General features: G+C 60.0%; 14 protein-coding genes and 1 tRNA gene. 10 read left to right on the forward strand and 5 right to left on the reverse strand.

Annotation, left to right across the window (positions count from 1 at the left end):
* Positions 1-303: 303 nt before the first annotated feature.
* The 3 genes from AC07XF_RS15270 (at position 304) to AC07XF_RS15280 (ending at position 4,597) form a co-directional block, all read left to right on the forward strand.
* Positions 304-380, forward strand: a tRNA-Met gene (locus AC07XF_RS15270).
* A gap of 279 nt (positions 381-659) precedes the next feature.
* Positions 660-3,302, forward strand: coding sequence for a bifunctional lysylphosphatidylglycerol flippase/synthetase MprF (gene mprF / locus AC07XF_RS15275; protein WP_495027142.1), 2,643 nt, complete (start codon positions 660-662; stop codon positions 3,300-3,302).
* Complete coding sequence (locus tag AC07XF_RS15280) at positions 3,302-4,597, forward strand: virulence factor family protein (protein WP_495027143.1); 1,296 nt, start codon at positions 3,302-3,304, stop codon at positions 4,595-4,597. Before mprF ends, AC07XF_RS15280 begins: the two co-directional genes overlap by 1 nt.
* 253 nt (positions 4,598-4,850) lie before the next feature.
* Here AC07XF_RS15280 and AC07XF_RS15285 read toward each other — a convergent pair whose 3' ends face one another.
* Positions 4,851-6,752, reverse strand: a complete 1,902-nt coding sequence (locus AC07XF_RS15285; protein ID WP_495027144.1) for a potassium transporter Kup — start codon at positions 6,750-6,752, stop codon at positions 4,851-4,853.
* Positions 6,753-7,043: 291 nt separating this feature from the next.
* Here AC07XF_RS15285 and rimO point away from each other — a divergent pair, with 291 nt between their 5' ends.
* From rimO to tsaA, 6 genes are all read left to right on the forward strand, one after another.
* The gene (gene rimO / locus AC07XF_RS15290) at positions 7,044-8,381 is read left to right on the forward strand and encodes a 30S ribosomal protein S12 methylthiotransferase RimO (protein ID WP_008052161.1); all 1,338 of its coding nucleotides are present in this window, start codon (positions 7,044-7,046) and stop codon (positions 8,379-8,381) included.
* A 112-nt stretch (positions 8,382-8,493) separates the two neighbouring features.
* On the forward strand, positions 8,494-8,967 hold the full coding sequence (locus AC07XF_RS15295) for a GNAT family N-acetyltransferase (RefSeq protein WP_495027145.1): 474 nt from the start codon (positions 8,494-8,496) through the stop codon (positions 8,965-8,967).
* A 201-nt stretch (positions 8,968-9,168) separates the two neighbouring features.
* Positions 9,169-9,879, forward strand: a complete 711-nt coding sequence (locus AC07XF_RS15300) for an rRNA pseudouridine synthase (RefSeq protein ID WP_495027146.1) — start codon at positions 9,169-9,171, stop codon at positions 9,877-9,879.
* Positions 9,880-9,955: 76 nt separating this feature from the next.
* Positions 9,956-10,426, forward strand: a complete 471-nt coding sequence (locus AC07XF_RS15305; RefSeq protein WP_007996900.1) for a YehS family protein — start codon at positions 9,956-9,958, stop codon at positions 10,424-10,426.
* 213 nt (positions 10,427-10,639) lie between these two features.
* Positions 10,640-11,410, forward strand: a complete 771-nt coding sequence (locus AC07XF_RS15310; protein ID WP_495027147.1) for an SDR family oxidoreductase — start codon at positions 10,640-10,642, stop codon at positions 11,408-11,410.
* A 185-nt stretch (positions 11,411-11,595) separates the two neighbouring features.
* Positions 11,596-12,291, forward strand: a complete 696-nt coding sequence (gene tsaA / locus AC07XF_RS15315; protein ID WP_495027184.1) for a tRNA (N6-threonylcarbamoyladenosine(37)-N6)-methyltransferase TrmO — start codon at positions 11,596-11,598, stop codon at positions 12,289-12,291.
* Positions 12,292-12,473: 182 nt separating this feature from the next.
* Here the strand turns inward: tsaA and fpr are convergent, their stop codons facing one another.
* Positions 12,474-13,253 (reverse strand): ferredoxin-NADP reductase, encoded by a 780-nt coding sequence (gene fpr / locus AC07XF_RS15320; protein WP_003443014.1) that lies wholly within the window; start codon positions 13,251-13,253, stop codon positions 12,474-12,476.
* A 145-nt stretch (positions 13,254-13,398) separates the two neighbouring features.
* On the opposite strand from fpr, the gene AC07XF_RS15325 reads away from it, so the two are divergent.
* Positions 13,399-14,325, forward strand: coding sequence for a LysR family transcriptional regulator (locus AC07XF_RS15325; protein ID WP_007996903.1), 927 nt, complete (start codon positions 13,399-13,401; stop codon positions 14,323-14,325).
* Here the strand turns inward: AC07XF_RS15325 and AC07XF_RS15330 are convergent.
* From AC07XF_RS15330 to AC07XF_RS15340, 3 genes are all read right to left on the reverse strand, one after another.
* The gene (locus AC07XF_RS15330; protein ID WP_007990199.1) at positions 14,322-14,684 is read right to left on the reverse strand and encodes a diacylglycerol kinase; all 363 of its coding nucleotides are present in this window, start codon (positions 14,682-14,684) and stop codon (positions 14,322-14,324) included. The two genes, AC07XF_RS15325 and AC07XF_RS15330, sit on opposite strands and share 4 nt — an antisense overlap.
* Positions 14,685-14,759: 75 nt before the next feature.
* Positions 14,760-15,410, reverse strand: coding sequence for a response regulator transcription factor ErdR (erdR, locus tag AC07XF_RS15335; RefSeq protein WP_495027148.1), 651 nt, complete (start codon positions 15,408-15,410; stop codon positions 14,760-14,762).
* 219 nt (positions 15,411-15,629) lie between these two features.
* Positions 15,630-16,388 (reverse strand): tRNA-uridine aminocarboxypropyltransferase, encoded by a 759-nt coding sequence (locus AC07XF_RS15340; RefSeq protein ID WP_495027149.1) that lies wholly within the window; start codon positions 16,386-16,388, stop codon positions 15,630-15,632.
* Between the last annotated feature and the right edge of the window lie 26 nt (positions 16,389-16,414).

Consider the following 16,414-nt stretch of genomic DNA (forward strand, 5'->3'; position numbering starts at 1 on the left):
ATGGAGCAGTCTGGTAGCTCGTCGGGCTCATAACCCGAAGGTCGTCGGTTCAAATCCGGCTCCCGCAACCAAACATCAAGAAAGGCTACTCGAAAGAGTGGCTTTTTTTGTGCGCGCTCGTTTTGTAGCGTCGAGAACCAAAACAAGGTCTGGACACTCGGCGACGCGAAAACCGGAAATCGTTCTGATTCCGAAACTTAGGCCATCGCTGCGACCGTTTGCCGCAATTCAACGTTTATTTGACCTGCTTCAGGATTAACGGTTGACACCCCGGCGTATCTCTATAGAATGCCGCCACACAGACGCGGGATGGAGCAGTCTGGTAGCTCGTCGGGCTCATAACCCGAAGGTCGTCGGTTCAAATCCGGCTCCCGCAACCAAACATCAAAAAAGGCTACTCGAAAGAGTGGCCTTTTTTGTATCTGTTGAAAAAGTCCTTTCGCAACAATGATCTGTCACTGTGTAGCAAGCCGTTTGGGGGTCACCCATGCGCCGAGTTCAGACTATGCTCTATCGCAGGCTGAAGCCTTCACGACTGATAACGCGCCGCCCCTGTTGCCGGGTGATAGGCGTTAATATTTGTGATTATTTTTTTCTACAGGGATTGGTAACTTGGCTGGATACCCCCATCCTGTCGCGCACAATCCAAGAGGTGATTGATGCGCGCCAACTCGTCTGATTCACAAGACACTGTCACAGCGACACAACCGATCAAGGCCGAGCGTCTGCGCCTGCTCGATCGATTGAGCAAATACCGTCAACCCATTGGCCTGGCGGTCACCCTGCTGTTGTTCGCGATCGCGCTGATCGCCTGTCGTCACCTGTTGAGCGAGCTCGACCTTTACGCGCTGCACGACTCAATCCTCGAAGTTCCGAAACCTGCCTTGATGGGTGCACTGGGCGCAACCGTGGTGGGCTTCATCATTCTGCTCGGCTACGAATGGTCGGCCAGCCGCTATGCCGAGGCGAACCTGGCACCACGCACGCTGGCACTGGGCGGTTTCACGGCCTTCGCCATCGGCAACGCCATCGGTCTTTCAATGTTGTCGGGCGGCTCGGTTCGCTATCGCCTCTATGCCCGTCATGGCCTGGGAGCGGCTGAAGTCGCCCGCATGACGCTGTTCGCCAGCCTCTCGCTGGGTTGCGCGCTGCCGCCGCTGGCCGCCCTGGCGACGCTCAGCGACCTGCCTGCCGCGTCCACCGCCCTGGGTCTCTCCGAGGTTTTGCTGGGCGTTGTGGCGACTGCCGTGCTCGTGCTGTTTTCGGTGCTGGCCTTAGGCATCTACCGTCGTCGACTGCCGGAACAGCCTTACCCGGACAACCTGCTGGTCAAGGTCGGACGCCGCACCTTACGCCTGCCCGGGCTTCGACTGACGTTCCTGCAATTGATCATCACCGCCCTGGACGTAGCAGCCGCCGCAACCGTGCTCTATCTGCTGCTACCGGAAACACCGCCCTTTGGCGCGTTCCTTTTGGTGTACCTGCTGGCTTTGGCCGCCGGTGTGCTCAGCCATGTGCCGGGCGGTGTCGGGGTGTTCGAGGCAATTTTGCTGGCCGCGTTTTCCGACACCCTTGGCGCCGCACCACTGGCGGCCGCCCTTCTGCTCTATCGCTTGATCTACGTGGTCCTGCCGTTGCTGGTGGCCTGCCTGCTGCTGCTGATCAACGAAGGCCAGCGCCTGTTCCAGACACGCCAGACATTGCGCGCAGCCTCAGGCCTGGCGGCGCCGATACTGGCGGTGCTGGTATTCCTGTCCGGTGTTGTCCTGCTGTTCTCCGGCGCCACCCCGGAAATCGACACGCGCCTGGAGCACATCGGTTTTCTGATCCCCCATCGACTGGTCGATGCTTCGCACTTTGGCGCCAGCCTGGTCGGCGTTCTGTGCCTGTTGCTGGCCCAGGGGCTGCGTCGCCGGCTGTCGGCCGCGTGGATGCTGACCACCATTCTGTTGCTGGTCGGCGCCCTGCTCTCGCTGCTCAAGGGCTTTGACTGGGAAGAAGCCAGCCTGATGGTGCTGACGGCGAGCCTGCTCGGGGTATTCCGCCGCTCGTTCTATCGCCCCAGCCGCCTGACCGAGGTGCCGTTCTCGCCGTTGTACCTGGTCGCCAGCCTGTGCGTGCTCGGCGCGTCGATCTGGCTGCTGCTGTTCGCCTATCAGGACGTTCCCTACAGCCACCAACTCTGGTGGCAGTTCACCCTTGACGCCGACGCCCCTCGCGGCCTGCGTTCACTGCTCGGTGCCGCGGTTCTGCTGGTCGTGGTGTCGCTGACCTGGCTGCTGCGCACCGCGCGCCCGGTCATACACCTGCCGACGCCCGACGAACTGGAACGCGCCAGCAAGATCCTCATGGCATCGGCCCAACCGGATGGTGGTCTGGCCCTGACCGGTGACAAGGCGCTGCTGTTTCACCCCAATGACGAAGCGTTCCTGATGTACGCCCGTCGCGGCCGCAGCCTGGTGGCGCTGTATGACCCGATCGGCCCGGGCCAGCAACGGGCGGAAATGATCTGGCAGTTCCGCGACCTGTGCGACATCCACCACGCCCGCCCCGTGTTCTATCAAGTGCGCGCAGAGAACCTGCCGTACTACATGGACATCGGTCTGACGGCGATCAAGCTTGGCGAAGAAGCCCGGGTCGACCTTAAGCGTTTTGATCTCGAAGCCAAGGGCAAAGAGATGAAGGACCTGCGCTACACCTGGAACCGTGGTACCCGTGACGGCCTGTCGCTGGAAATCTTCGAGCCCGGCCACGCACCGATGGATGAGCTCAAGGTGATCTCCGATGCCTGGCTGACCGGCAAGAACGTCCGGGAAAAAGGTTTTTCGCTGGGCCGCTTCAGCGATGACTACCTCAAGTATTTTCGTATCGCGGTGATTCGTTTCGAGGGTCGCCCGGTAGCGTTCGCCAACTTGCTCGAGACCTACGGCCATGACCTGGCCAGCCTCGACCTGATGCGCGCGCACCCGGATGCCCCGAAGCTGACCATGGAGTTCATGATGGTCGGCCTGATTCAACATTATAAAAACCATGGATACGCGCGTTTCAGCCTGGGCATGGTGCCGTTGTCGGGGTTGCAACCCCGTCGCGGCGCACCATTGACCCAGCGCCTGGGCTCGATGGTATTCCGCCGTGGTGAGCAGCTGTACAACTTCCAGGGCTTGCGCCGCTTCAAAGACAAGTTCCAGCCTGATTGGGAACCCCGTTATATGGCCGTGCCCGCCGGACTCGATCCGCTGGTTGCGCTGGCCGACACTGCTGCCCTGATCGCGGGCGGCTTGACCGGATTGGTGAAACGCTGATGATTCAACGCTCCTTGCGGTATGTATTGGGCACACTGGTGATAGTGGCCCTGATTCTCGGTGGCGGTTACTGGTACCTGAAACGCCCGGCACCGGAACCGACCCTCGAATGGCTGACCCCGGCCGACGGTGCGGCGATGACCCGTGTCATCCCCGGCACCACGCCACGCGCCCAGGTGCTGGTGGCGGTCAACGAAGACCAGAAACTCAGCGACAAGCAATTGATGACCCTGAGCCGTAGTGGCTCGGCGCAGATTGTCCAGGTGATCCTGCCCAAGGACTGCCTGCTGCAAAGCCGCGCCCTGCAATCGGGCCTGAGAGAACTCAAAGGCCCGGCGACCCTGGTCAGCGGTATCGGCCCGGGCGCCGTGCTGGCCTGGCGCTGGTTGTCCGAGCAAAAGGATGACAAGGCTTACGCCGTCTCGGTCGACCTGGCCCTGGAAAAGGGTGGCTGCACTCACCTGCTGCCGAAAAGCGCCGCCCACGGCCACTGGCTGGCAGCGTGGAACGACAACCCGGACGATACCAGCGCCGGTTTTGTGCGCGACCAGGTCAATGCCGAAACCAGCATCAGCGACTACGACATCAACCTGCCGCAAGTGTTGAACAACGAACTGCGCAAGATCCTCGTCGGTGGCGACAAAGCCGCTGGCGGCCTGCAGATCCCGGTGGTCGAAGTGCCGGCGGGCCAGGCCAGGGACACCGTGACCCTGTTCCTGTCCGGCGACGGCGGCTGGCGCGACCTCGACCGCGACGTGGCGGGCGAGATGGCCAAGATCGGCTACCCGGTGGTCGGCATCGACACCCTGCGCTACTACTGGCAGCACAAGAGCCCGGAGCAAAGTGCGCTGGACCTGGCTGAACTGATGCAACACTACCGGCAGAAATGGGGCACCAAGCGCTTCATCCTGACCGGTTACTCGTTCGGCGCGGATGTTCTGCCGGCGATTTACAACCGCCTGGCCGAGTCGGAACAGAATCGCGTTGACGCCATCATCCTGCTGGCCTTCGCCCGTACCGGCAGCTTTGAAATCGAAGTCGAAGGCTGGCTCGGCAACGCCGGCAAGGAAGCCGCCACCGGCCCGGAAATGGCCAAGCTGCCAGCCGCCAAAGTGGTGTGCATCTACGGTGAAGAAGAAACCGACGAAAGCGGCTGCACCGACAAGACTGCGGTGGGCGAAGCGATGAAACTGCCTGGCGGCCACCACTTCGACGAAAACTACCCGGCGCTGGCCAAGCGTCTGGTGGACATCATCGAGAAGCGCCAGCCGAAGGAAACGGCTGCTACAGAGTGATCTGACAGCCCGCAAAAAGCCCTCGTTACCTCACGGTAGCGGGGGCTTTTTCATTCCACCACACACCACACATCCCCTGTGGGAGCGGGCTTGCTCGCGAAGGGGGCGTGTCAGGCGACATAGATGCAATTTGACACACCGCTTTCGCGAGCAAGCCCGCTCCCACACTGGATCTTCATAGCCTTGCAGTTTTGCACTCACCCACAAAAAAGCCCCCGCTACCGCAATGGCAACGGGGGCTTTTTGATGAGGCTTACATCTCGACCTGAGTACCCAGTTCAATCACCCGGTTCAACGGCAGATTGAAGAAACGCAGGTTGCCATTGGCGTTCTGCAACATGAACGCAAACAGCGCCTCACGCCAGCGGGACATGCCTTCGAGCTTGGAGGCGATGACCGTTTCGCGGCTGAGGAAGTACGTGGTGCGCATCGGACTGAAATCCAGTTCATCGAGATGACACAGTTTCAATGCCTTCGGTACGTCCGGCTCGTCGGTAAAGCCGAAGTGCAGGATCACCCGGAAGAAACCTTCGCCGTAGGCATCGACCTCGAACCGCCGTGTTGGCGGCACTCGCGGGATGTCTTCGTACACCACCGTCAGCAGCACCACTTGCTGGTGCAGTACCTGGTTATGCAGCAGATTGTGCAACAGCGCGTGGGGCACGGCATCCGGCCGCGCCGTCAGGAACACAGCGGTGCCCTGAACACGATGAGGCGGTTGTACGGCAATGCTGCTGATGAAGATCGGCAGCGGCAAACCACCCTCATCGATACGCTCGACCAGCAACTGCTTGCCACGCTTCCAGGTGGTCATCAGCACAAACAGCGCGAAACCGGCGATCACCGGGAATGCACCGCCCTGAACGATCTTCGGCACGTTGGCGGCGAAGTACACACCGTCTACCAGCAGGAAACCCAACAGGATTGGCACCACAAGGACCGGTGGCCACTTCCACAGCAGCAGGATCACCGCGGACACCAGAATGCTGGTCATCAGCATGGTCCCGGTCACCGCCACACCGTAGGCCGAGGCCAGGGCACCGGAGGATTCGAAGCCCAGCACCAGCAGCACCACGCCGACCATCAGCGCCCAGTTCACCGCGCCGATGTAGATCTGGCCCTGTTCGGCGCTGGAAGTGTGCTGGATGTGCATGCGCGGAATGTAACCGAGCTGGATCGCCTGACGGGTCAGGGAGAACGCACCGGAAATCACCGCTTGCGAGGCAATCACCGTGGCCAGGGTCGACAAGCCGACCAGCGGGATCAATGCCCAGCTCGGTGCCAGCAGGTAGAACGGGTTACGAGCCGCTTCCGGGTCGCCCAGCAGCAAGGCACCCTGACCGAAATAGTTCAGCACCAGCGCTGGTAGCACGAGGATGAACCAGGCACGAGCGATCGGCTTGCGACCGAAGTGGCCCATGTCCGCGTACAGGGCCTCGGCACCGGTCAATGCCAGCACCACAGCGCCGAGAATCGACACGCCCATGCCCGGATGGACCATGAAGAAACGTACGCCCCACACCGGGTTCATCGCTTGCAGGACTTCCGGATGCTGGCTGATGCCATAGACGCCCAACGCCCCCAGCACAAGGAACCAGGTGACCATGATCGGCCCGAACAGAATGCCGATGCGCGCAGTCCCGTGACTCTGAATCAGAAACAACCCGACCAGCACCACCAGCGATAATGGCACCACCCAATGGTCGATGCCTTCAAAAGCCAGCCCCAGGCCTTCAATTGCCGAAAGCACGGAGATCGCCGGGGTAATCATGCTGTCGCCATAGAACAACGCCGCGCCAATCAGTCCGCAGACCACCAGCAACGTGCGCAATTTGGCGTGCCCCGCCGCCGCCCGCCGGGCCAGTGCGGTCAAGGCCATGATGCCGCCTTCGCCCTGGTTGTCGGCGCGTAGCACGAACATCATGTACTTGATCGATACGACCCAGATCAGCGACCAGAAGATCAGTGCCAGGATCCCCAGCACTCCGTCATGGTTGACCGGCACGCCATAGCCTCCGGAAAACACTTCTTTGAGGGTGTACAACGGACTGGTGCCGATATCGCCATAAACCACCCCGACTGCCGCGACCAGCATGCCGATCGGCTTCACCGCCGAATGCTCGGCGCCCGCAGTCTGACTACTTGCCTGACCCATCCACCACTCCTACTTCCCAGACCCGGCTTCTTTGAAGAAGCACTATGCTTTGTCGTGCAGCATGCGCTGTTTTACTTCACGTTACAGACGTTTTGTTGACTGTAAAAAATTGGTAAAGCCCAACGGCGCGAAGCATAGCGCAGCACTCGTCGTATTTCCCTGCATAAAGCTGGTCAAGTGAACGACTCATCGCTAGAATTGCGCACTTTTTGATCAGAGGCGCAGTTCAAGCGCCCGTCCGTCGGTTTTGCCCTGCCCGGCAAGCGGCGTCACAAAATACCGAGGTTAGACATGTCCACCACTCCTGCGCCGGCCAATCCAAAGGTTGGCTTCGTATCCCTGGGTTGCCCCAAAGCACTGGTCGACTCTGAGCGCATCCTTACCCAGCTGCGCATGGAAGGCTATGACGTCGTGTCCACTTACCAGGACGCCGACGTCGTGGTGGTCAACACCTGCGGCTTCATCGATTCGGCCAAGGCCGAGTCCCTGGAAGTGATCGGCGAAGCCATCAAGGAAAACGGCAAGGTCATCGTGACCGGCTGCATGGGCGTCGAAGAAGGCAACATTCGCAACGTACACCCGAGCGTGCTGGCCGTGACCGGTCCGCAGCAGTACGAGCAAGTGGTCAACGCCGTGCACGAAGTCGTGCCGCCACGCCAGGACCACAACCCGCTGATCGACCTGGTGCCGCCGCAGGGCATCAAACTGACCCCGCGCCACTACGCCTACCTGAAGATTTCCGAAGGCTGCAACCACAGCTGCAGCTTCTGCATCATCCCGTCGATGCGCGGCAAACTGGTCAGCCGTCCGGTGGGCGACGTGCTCGACGAGGCCCAGCGCCTGGTCAAGTCCGGCGTCAAAGAGCTGCTGGTGATCTCCCAGGACACCAGCGCCTACGGCGTCGATGTGAAATACCGCACCGGTTTCTGGAACGGCGCGCCGGTGAAAACCCGCATGACCGAACTCTGCGAAGCCCTGAGCACCCTCGGCGTCTGGGTTCGCCTGCACTACGTTTACCCGTACCCGCACGTTGACGAGCTGATCCCGTTGATGGCCGCCGGCAAGATCCTGCCGTACCTGGACATCCCGTTCCAGCACGCCAGCCCGAAAGTGCTGAAGTCGATGAAACGCCCGGCCTTCGAAGACAAGACCCTGGCACGGATCAAGAACTGGCGCGAAATCTGCCCGGACCTGATCATCCGTTCGACCTTCATCGTCGGCTTCCCTGGCGAAACCGAAGAAGATTTCCAGTACCTGCTGAACTGGCTGACCGAAGCACAACTCGACCGCGTCGGCTGCTTCCAGTACTCGCCGGTCGAGGGCGCACCGGCCAATGACCTGGACCTGGAAGTCGTCCCGGACGACGTCAAGCAGGACCGTTGGGAGCGTTTCATGGCGCACCAGCAGGCCATCAGCTCGGCACGCCTGCAAATGCGCATCGGCCGTGAGATCGAAGTGCTGGTCGATGAAGTCGACGAGCAAGGCGCAGTGGGTCGCTGCTTCTTCGACGCCCCGGAAATCGACGGCAACGTATTCATCGATAACGGCAGCAACCTCAAGCCGGGCGACAAGGTCTGGTGCAAAGTGACCGACGCCGACGAATACGATCTGTGGGCTGAACAGATCTAAACGCAAAAAATACGCAGAGCCCCGCTCTCTTGACGAGATGCGGGGCTTTTTTACGGCTATCGTTTGCAGATGGAAGGATTCCTATCAACCACTGCATAAGGAGCAGACGGGCATGCGTCAGCATTCGGTCATCCACACGCCGAAACTCAGCGACTACGAAGAATTGACCCGGGTCTGGGAGGCCTCGGTACGTGCCACCCACGACTTTCTGCCGGACAGCTACATCGAACTGCTGAAAAACCTGGTGCTGACCCGCTACCTCGACGCCGTGATGCTGATCTGCACCAAAGATTCGAGCCAACGCATCACCGGGTTCGCCGGCGTCGCGGCAGGCAAGATCGAAATGCTCTTCATCGACCCTGACCATCGCGGCCAGGGCCTGGGCAAGAAATTGTTGCGCTATGCCCTGGAACACCTGAACGCCAACGAACTGGACGTCAACGAACAAAACCCGCAAGCCCTCGGCTTTTACTTCAAGCAGGGCTTCGAGGTCATCGGTCGCTCGGAAGTCGATGGCATGGGCCAGCCGTATCCGCTGCTGCACATGCGCTTGCGCCAGCCCCAACAACACTCAAAACATGCCTGACACAACACAAAACACCGTAGGAGCTGGCTTGCCAGCGATGGTGGTTAACGATAACGCGCTCTTTCAGAATATACGCGGCGCTTTCGAATCCATCGCTGGCAAGCCAGCTCCTACAGGAAAAGCCATACGGTGCAAATGGAACCGGGATTAACCGGCGCCAGGCAGGTACAATGCCCACCCCCTTTTTGTTACGGCCCTGACATGACTGACCCGATTCGTCTCTCCAAACGCCTCATCGAACTCGTCGGCTGTTCCCGTCGGGAGGCTGAGCTGTTCATCGAGGGCGGCTGGGTCACCGTCGACGGCGTGGTCATCGACGAGCCGCAATTCAAGGTCGACGCCCAGAAAGTCGAGCTTGATCCAGAAGCCAAGGCCACTGCACCGGAGCCTGTGACGCTGCTGCTCAATGTGCCCGCCGGCATGGATGCAGACACCGCCATGACCACCCTCGGCGCCGAGACCCTGAGCGAAGAACACCGTTACGGCAAGCGCCCGTTGCGTGGCCATTTCCTGCGCCTGACCGCCAGCACCGACCTGCAGGCCAACGCCAGCGGTCTGCTGGTGTTCACCCAGGACTGGAAAATCCTGCGCAAACTCACCGCCGACTCCAGCAAGATCGAGCAGGAGTATGTGGTCGAGGTTGAAGGCGAGATGGTGGCTCACGGTTTGAACCGCCTGAACCACGGCCTGACCTACAAGGGCAAGGAATTGCCGGCGGTCAAGGCCAGCTGGCAGAACGAAAACCGCCTGCGCTTTGCCATGAAGAACCCGCAACCGGGCATCATCGCCCAGCTGTGCCAGGCCGTCGGCCTGAAGGTCGTCGCCATCCGCCGCATCCGCATCGGCGGCGTGTCCATCGGCAAAGTGCCCGTGGGGCAATGGCGCTACTTGTCCGGCAAAGAGAAGTTCTAAGACTTCCCGCGCCGCCACACCTTTCGGCGCTGCTGTTTTCGGCGGCGCCCATAGCTGAACTATCAGGACTGCACACATGATCCATAACGACGTACTGCGCAGCGTGCGCTACATGCTCGACATCAGCGACAAAAAAGTCATCGAGATCATCAAGCTCGGCGGCAAGGACGTAGCCCTGGCGGACCTGGTGACGTACCTCGACAAGAAAGAGGAAGACGAAGAAGGCTTCGTACGCTGCCCGGACGACGTCATGGCGCATTTCCTCGATGGCCTGGTGATCTTCAAGCGCGGCAAGGACGAAAGCCGTCCGCCGCAGCCGATCGAAGTGCCGGTGACCAACAACATCATCCTGAAAAAGCTGCGTGTGGCGTTCGAGCTGAAAGAAGACGACATGCACGCGATCCTCAAGGCCGCCGAGTTCCCGGTGTCCAAGCCTGAACTGAGCGCGCTGTTCCGCAAGTTCGGCCACACCAACTATCGCCCGTGCGGCGACCAGTTGCTGCGCAATTTCCTCAAGGGCCTGACCCTGCGCGTTCGTCCGCAGTAAGTTCAAGGCTCATTTCCTATGTAGGAGCTGGCTTGCCAGCGATGGTCGCAAACGATAACGCGTGTTGACTGGATCAACGCGGCGCTCTTGAATCCTTCGCTGGCAAGCCAGCTCCTACAGGGCCGAATGCCTCCCTATTCCGCGCAAAAATAGTGGCTCCGCTGACCGCGGCTGACGACTAGGGTGTAAAGACCTCAGCTCTCAGGATTCGCCATGCACCCGTACTTTTCCCTGCAAGGTCGCACCGCCCTGGTGACCGGCGGCACCCGCGGTATCGGCAAAATGATCGCCAAGGCCTACGTCGAGGCAGGCGCCACCGTATACGTCTGCGCCCGCGACGCCGAGGCCTGCCAGCAAACCGCTGACGAACTCGGAGCACTTGGACGCTGCCATGCCATGGCGGCCAACCTCGCCAACGAAGAGGGCGTCCTGCAACTGGCCACGCGCCTGGGCGAGCAGATCTCCCATCTGGACATTCTGGTGAACAATGCCGGCACCACCTGGGGCGCACCGCTGGAGAGCTACCCGATCAAGGGTTGGGAAAAAGTCATGCAGCTCAACGTGACGTCGGTATTCAACTGCATCCAGCAATTCCTGCCGCTGCTGCGCAAGGCCGGCTCGGCGCAGAATCCGGCGCGGATCATCAACATTGGTTCGGTGGCAGGGATTTCATCCTTCGGTGAACAGGCGTATGCCTACGGGCCGAGCAAGGCTGCGTTGCACCAACTGTCGAGGATTCTGGCGCGCGAACTGGTAAGCCAGCACATCAACGTCAATGTAATCGCCCCGGGACGCTTTCCAAGCAAGATGACCCAGCACATTGGCAACGATGAACAGGCGCTGGCGCAGGATACGGCGTTGATTCCAATGAAGCGTTGGGGCCGCGAGGAAGAGATGGCGGCGCTGGCGATCAGCCTGGCGAGTACCGCGGGAGCTTATATGACCGGGAATATCATTCCTTTGGATGGCGGATTCAGTCTGTAGATCGGCGGCGCGCCCATCGCGGGCAAGCCACGCTCCCACAGGGTTCTAGAGCGCACACAAAATTTGTGTCCATCACAAAACCTGTGGGAGCGTGGCTTGCCCGCGATGACGGACTGACAGGCGCCACCGGGCTAGAGGTCGCGTGGGTTATCATGCCTGCCTTCATTCCGCCTCGACCGCAAACCATGACCTACAGCGTTTCCCCCATCGGCTTCGTGCGCTCCTGTTTCAAGGAGAAGTTCGCCATTCCGCGCCAACCGCAACTCGCCCCGGCCGCCCGTGGCGTGCTGGAACTGGTGGCGCCGTTCGATCAAGGGGATGCGGTGCAGGGTCTGGAGCAGGTCAGCCACGTGTGGCTGCTGTTCCTGTTCCACCAGGCCCTGGAGGAAAAACCTCGCCTGAAGGTCCGCCCTCCTCGTCTCGGCGGCAACAAATCCATGGGCGTGTTTGCCACCCGCGCAACCCACCGCCCCAATGGCATCGGGCAGTCGGTGGTGAAGCTGGACAAGGTCGAAGCCAACCGCTTGTGGATCTCGGGCATCGATCTGCTGGATGGCACGCCGATTCTCGATATCAAACCCTACGTGCCCTACGCCGACATCATCGATACCGCCGCCAACAGCATCGCCAGCGCTGCGCCGTTGCTGATTCCCGTGCAGTGGACGGATGCAGCGCTGCAACAAGCTCACGAGCATGCTCAGCGCCTTGAAGAGCCCTTGGTTGAGTTGATCGAGCAATGCCTGGCACAGGATCCACGCCCGGCCTATCAAACGCCTGCACCCGAGCGGGAATACGGTGCGCAGTTCTGGGATCTGGATGTGCGTTGGCATTATCCGGAAACAAACGTGATTCGGGTCCTGGAAGTTATCCCGGTTAAATAAACCCGGAAACGAAAAAGCCCGCATGACCTTCTCAGGCCATGCGGGCTTTTCTTTGCGATACACATCTACTGTAGGAGCTGGCTTGCCAGCGATGGACTCGAGCGCACCGCGTTACACCAGAAAAAACGCGTTATCGTTGACGACCATCGCGAGCAAGCTCGCTCCTACAACGTGACCTGCGGTCACTTCTCGACGAATGCACGCTCGATCAGGTAATCACCCGGCTCGCGCATCCGCGGCGAAACCTTCAGGCCGAAGCTGTTCAGCACTTCGCTGGTCTCGTCGAGCATGCTCGGGCTGCCGCACAGCATCGCGCGGTCGTCCTGCGGGTTGATCGGTGGCAGACCGATGTCGCTGAACAGCTTGCCGCTGCGCATCAGGTCGGTCAGGCGACCTTCGTTCTCGAACGGCTCGCGGGTCACGGTCGGGTAGTAGATCAACTTGTCACGCAGCGCTTCGCCGAAGAATTCGTTCTGCGGCAGGTGCTCGGTGATGAACTCGCGGTAAGCGACTTCGTTGACGTAACGCACGCCGTGGCACAGGATCACTTTTTCGAAACGCTCGTAGGTTTCCGGGTCCTGGATGACGCTCATGAACGGCGCCAGACCGGTACCGGTGCTGAGCAGGTACAAATGTTTGCCAGGCTTCAAGTCATCCAGCACCAACGTGCCGGTAGGCTTCTTGCTGATGATGATCTCGTCGCCTTCCTTCAGATGCTGCAACTGCGAAGTCAGCGGACCATCAGGCACCTTGATGCTGAAAAACTCGAGATGCTCTTCCCAGTTCGGGCTGGCAATCGAGTAAGCGCGCATAAGCGGGCGGCCGTTGGGCTGTTGCAGGCCGATCATCACGAACTGACCGTTCTCGAAGCGCAGGCCCGGGTCACGGGTGCACTTGAAGCTGAACAGAGTGTCGTTCCAGTGATGAACACTGAGGACACGCTCGTGGTTCATGTTGCTCATGTACGTGGGACTCCTGGAGATTTGTCTGCGCGTGTTCGGTGTGCTCTGCAAGAAAGCCAGCTCTGCGCAATTGCATCGCATTCTAAAGGCAGAGACAATATCTGTTAAATGGATTATTAAGATAAGGGTTATCGGTTATATCGATATGCGATTTACTCTCCGTCAACTTCAAGTATTCGTCGCCGTCGCCCAGCAGGAAAGCGTGTCCCGTGCTGCGGGCCTGCTCAACCTCTCACAATCGGCGGCGAGCACCTCGATCACCGAGCTGGAGCGCCAGTGCAGCTGCCAGTTGTTCGACCGCGCCGGCAAACGCCTGAGCCTGAACGCCCTCGGTAAACAGCTGTTGCCGCAAGCCGTCGCCCTGCTGGACCAGGCCAAGGAAATCGAAGACCTGCTCAACGGCAAGTCCGGTTTCGGCTCGCTGGCCGTGGGCGCAACCCTGACCATCGGCAATTACCTGGCCACCCTGCTGATCGGCGGCTTCATGCAGCGCCATCCGGAAAGCCAGGTGAAGCTGCATGTGCAGAACACTGCCAATATCGTGCAGCAAGTGGCCCACTATGAAATTGATCTGGGTCTGATCGAAGGCGACTGCAGTCACCCGGACATCGAAGTACAAAGCTGGGTCGAGGACGAATTGGTGGTGTTTTGCGCCCCTCAGCATCCGTTGGCCAAGCGCGGCACGGCCACCATGGACGAGTTGAGCCACGAAGCCTGGATCTTGCGCGAACAGGGCTCCGGCACGCGGTTGACCTTCGATCAAGCCATGCGCCATCACCGCACTTCTTTGAATATCCGGCTAGAGCTTGAGCACACCGAAGCAATCAAACGCGCGGTGGAATCAGGTTTGGGGATTGGCTGTATTTCCAGGCTGGCTTTGCGCGACGCATTCCGCCGCGGCAGTCTGGTGCCTGTCGAAACGCCGGACCTGGATCTGGCGCGACAGTTTTATTTCATCTGGCATAAACAGAAATATCAGACATCGGCGATGCGCGAATTCCTCGATCTGTGCCGCGCCTTCACCGCCGGGGTTCAGCGCAGCGACGAGATCGTGCTGCCGACGATCGCTTAGAGCAGAATCACCGCCCACACCAGGGCAATCATGCTCAATGCCACGAGCTGGGCAGCACTGCCCATGTCCTTGGCATTCTTGGACAGCGGGTGCCGTTCAAGGGAAATGCGGTCGATGGCCGCTTCCACTGCCGAGTTAAGCAACTCGACAATCAGCGCCAACAGGCATACCGCGATCAACAACGCCCGTTCGACCCGGCTGACATTCAGGAAGAACGACAACGGAATCAGGATGACGTTGAGCAATACCAATTGCCGAAAGGCGGCTTCACCGGTGAAGGCTGCACGCAGGCCGTCCAGCGAATAACCGGAAGCATTGAGAATTCGTTTCAGGCCGGTCTGGCCTTTGAAAGGTGACATAGAGTGGGCAACTGACAAAAAGGAAGTGGAAAAGCTAGTTCAACCAAAGTCAAAAAAGCGTGAAGTTGCCAGCCGTTAATGGCTGGAAATTGACTCAAGTTGTTGCAAGAGCAGCGCTGCCTGGGTCCGGGTCCGCACATTCAGTTTACGGAAAATCGCGGTTACGTGCGCCTTGATAGTCGCCTCGGAAACACTCAACTCGTAGGCGATCTGCTTGTTCAGCAAACCTTCGCAGACCATGGTCAGCACCCGGAATTGCTGCGGCGTCAGACTGGCAAGGCCTTCGCTGGCCGCCTTGGCCTCATCGGAGACACTGACCGCTTCGAACGCCTGCGGCGGCCAGAACACGTCGCCATCAAGGACCGCACGCACCGCTTTCTGGATCACACCCAAGTCGCTGGATTTTGGAATGAAGCCACTGGCGCCGAATTCACGAGACTTGACCATGATGGTCGGCTCTTCCTGCGCCGAGACCATAACCACCGGAATCTGCGGGTACTGACCGCGCAGCAGGACCAGCCCGGAAAACCCATAGGCCCCCGGCATGTTCAGGTCCAGCAGTACCAGATCCCAATCGGACTTTTCCGTCAGGCGGACTTCCAGTTCGGCGATGCTCGCCACTTCCACCAGACGGACGTCCGGGCCAAGGCCCAGGGTCAGCGCTTGATGCAAGGCACTACGAAAAAGTGGGTGGTCATCGGCAATCAGGATTTCGTATGTGGCCATTTTTCAAATGATCCTGTTTTTCATGGAGCGCCCGATGCATTCGGACCTCGCCAAAGCAACTCAAGGCACAGCCACGGAGCTGCACTGACAAGGGCACGCTCAACGCAAAAAACGGCGTTGCAAACGCTGGCCGCACCCTGATCGGCGCCAAGCATGCCCAGCCAAGCCGGGGTGGTCAAGCCGCATGGCCAGTACACTTTATTGCAGTGCGCGCAACAATCAGTTCACCAATGGGGTTGCCAGCTGAACATAGGGCATCAACTCGGCGTGCGCCGGGGTCGAAACGTTCATTTCCAGCTGATGTTTGGCATCGAGGTAATGCTGGCTGAACACATCGAAATAGGCATCCAGCGCCGATGCAGCGGCCACATCGCCTGCAAGGTCGAGGCACAGCGCGGCAACCTCCGCCGTACACAGATGTTCGCTGCGGGTTGATCGGCGCAACCGGTAACGGGAAAGTTTCTCGGGCAACAGACTGAGGATCGGCAGTCGGTCGAAATAGGGGCTCTTGCGAAAGATCTTCCGCGCTTCGGTCCAGGTCGCATCCAACAGAATGAACAACGGGCGCTTTGTGCCATCGACGTCCACGCTGTTTGTCACACGCTCAGGCTCGACGTACTCACCCGGAAACACCAGGTAAGGCTGCCATTGCGGGTCGGACAGCAGCGCCAGCAACTGTGGATCGACCTCGGTACGGGACCAGATGAAGGCATGGTTGTCAGGTACCACATCGGCGATCAGCCAACCGGTGTTGCTCGGCTTGAAGACTTCCTTGTTGGTCATGATCAGGCACACGCCAGAGCGAGTCTCGACCTGCGGACGCCATGCGCACAGGCAGTGGCTCTCGATCACCCGGCAATCATGGCAACGCGGGGCGCGCCAGCCACGGGCCTGAATCGGCTTGATGCCCTCATCGATGCGCTGGTCGCGCAAGCGGGCTACAGCATTCAATGCAAATCGCGCGCTGGCACGGCTCATTGCGGGCAACGCCGACAGGAAACGGA

The sequence above is a fragment of the Pseudomonas sp. GW821-FHT01C01 genome, from assembly GCF_059422645.1.